Annotated in this window: 1 protein-coding gene and 1 pseudogene; one reads left to right on the top strand and one right to left on the bottom strand. The window is 42.9% G+C overall.

Annotation, left to right across the window (positions count from 1 at the left end; all coding sequences use genetic code 11):
• A partial coding sequence (metH, locus tag AB4653_RS03975; RefSeq protein ID WP_372103388.1) for a methionine synthase occupies positions 1 to 1,869 on the bottom strand: 1,869 nt, incomplete at its 3' end.
• Between the two features lie 91 nt (positions 1,870 to 1,960).
• Here metH and AB4653_RS03970 point away from each other — a divergent pair.
• Positions 1,961 to 2,353 (top strand): annotated as a pseudogene (locus AB4653_RS03970) (sodium:proton antiporter); the annotation flags it as partial.

Genomic DNA, 2,353 nt, shown 5'->3' with positions numbered 1-2,353 from the left:
GTTTAGAACCACATCTTCAACGGCTTCACGTAAATCCTCAGGGACATTATCGTAAATCTCTAATTGCCCAGCATTTACGATGCCCATATCCATACCGTTTTTAAAGCAGTGGTATAGGAATACTGCGTGGATAGCCTCACGAGCGTAGTTATTACCTCGGAATGAGAACGAAACATTCGATACACCACCAGAAATCATCGCATGAGGTAAGTCTCGTTTGATGTCCCCTACAGCTTCAATGAAATCGACCGCATAGTTGTTATGCTCATCAATACCTGTCGCCACAGCAAAAATGTTCGGGTCAAAAATAATATCTTCAGGTGGGAAGCCCACTTCATCAACCAGAATATTGTAGGCATTAGTACAAATCTCAACCTTACGCTCTCGAGTATCAGCTTGGCCAACTTCATCGAACGCCATCACGATAACGGCTGCACCATATCGGCGAACCAGTTTCGCTTGTTCGACAAACTTCTCTTTCCCTTCCTTCAATGAGATCGAGTTAACGATGCCTTTACCCTGAATACATTTCAGACCCGCTTCAATCACTTCCCATTTTGAAGAGTCGACCATGACTGGCACTTTCGAGATCTCAGGCTCAGACGCACATAGATTAAGGAATTTAACCATACACGCCTCAGCGTCTAGCATCCCTTCATCCATGTTGATATCGATAATTTGAGCGCCATTCTCAACTTGCTCTCGAGCCACACTCAAAGCTTCATCATATAGCTCTTCTTTGATAAGGCGCTTAAAGCGAGCAGAGCCCGTAACGTTAGTTCGCTCACCCACGTTAACAAACAGAGATTCCTTGGATATCGTCAATGGCTCTAAACCAGAGAGACGACAAGAGACGGGTAAATCTGGTAATTGGCGCGGTGTCACACCTTCAACAGCTTCTGCCATTTGGCGTATATGTTCTGGCGTTGTACCACAACATCCACCAATTAAGTTCAAGAAGCCACTTTCAGCCCATTCCTTAACGTGTTCAGCCATATCTTCTGGAGACAAGTCATATTCACCGAATGCATTAGGTAAACCTGCATTAGGGTGAGCGGAAACATTGCATTCTGAAATACGAGACATTTCACCAACGTATTCACGCAGTTCGTCAGGACCTAATGCACAGTTCAATCCAAATGAGATAGGTTTTACATGACGAAGGGCATTATAGAAGGCTTCTGTTGTTTGTCCGGAAAGCGTTCGACCAGATGCATCTGTGATAGTACCGGAGATCATAACCGGTAAAATGATACCTACTTCTTCAAAGACAGATTCAACCGCAAAAGCACACGCTTTCGCGTTTAACGTATCGAAGATAGTTTCAATAAGAATTAAGTCTGAACCGCCCTTGATAAGCGCACGAGTCGATTCAGAGTAAGCGTCAACAAGTTCATCAAAGCTAACATTACGATAGCCCGGATCATTAACATCTGGGGAGAGAGAACAAGTTCGGTTAGTTGGACCTAACACACCCGCCACGAAACGGGGTTTATCAGGAGTCTTCACTGTCCATTCATCTGCTGCTTCACGAGCCAACTTAGCAGCAGCATAGTTAATTTCTTCGCTAAGACTTTCCATATCATAGTCGGCCATAGCGATGGTTGTAGCGTTAAAGGTATTGGTCTCGAGGATATCAGCACCGGCTTCCAAATACTCCATATGGATATCTTTGATAAGCTTAGGTTGTGTAAGTACCAAAAGGTCGTTGTTACCTTTTAAGTCACTATGCCAATCAGCAAATCGCTCACCGCGATAGTCTTGCTCTTCCAATTTATAATCCTGAATCATGGTACCCATGCCACCATCAATCAGTAAAATTCGTTGCTTCAACAGAGCGTCAATCTTTTGCCTTACATTACTTCCCACGATACAACCTCATTCCTTTAATTATCTCTCCATCCTACCACACATTCGAAAGGAGTCTAGACGTCTAAAACATGAAGTAAATAACCAAGTCATGACAAAAAAATGTTTGCTATTTGAGCATGAGAGAACGAGAATTAATATTCATATTTTGTTACATATTGGAATCCCAATGTCGGTCTATTACACCTTATGCTTCTTGTCCGCTGCAGCCATGCTTATTGCTTTCGTTAATACCAAAATTGGTAAAATGCAGACAACCATCGCCATCACAGCTGGCTCAATGATGCTATCTCTATTGATTATCATTGCGGGACAAAACAATTGGTTCCAATTGGCTGACATCGCTTCAGAAACCGTTGCCAGTATCAACTTTGAAGACTTCCTCCTAAAAGGAATACTGGGATTCTTACTTTTTGCAGGTGGTTTGGGGATTAAGTTACCTAATCTAAAAGATCAGAAATGGGAAATAACGGTACTCGCTCTT

It is taken from the genome of Vibrio sp. 10N.222.48.A3 (genome assembly GCF_041475345.1).
GTDB lineage: Bacteria > Pseudomonadota > Gammaproteobacteria > Enterobacterales > Vibrionaceae > Vibrio > Vibrio tasmaniensis_A.
Note: the sequence above shows the minus strand (reverse complement) of the source record. Positions and strands in the feature narration are given on the sequence as shown.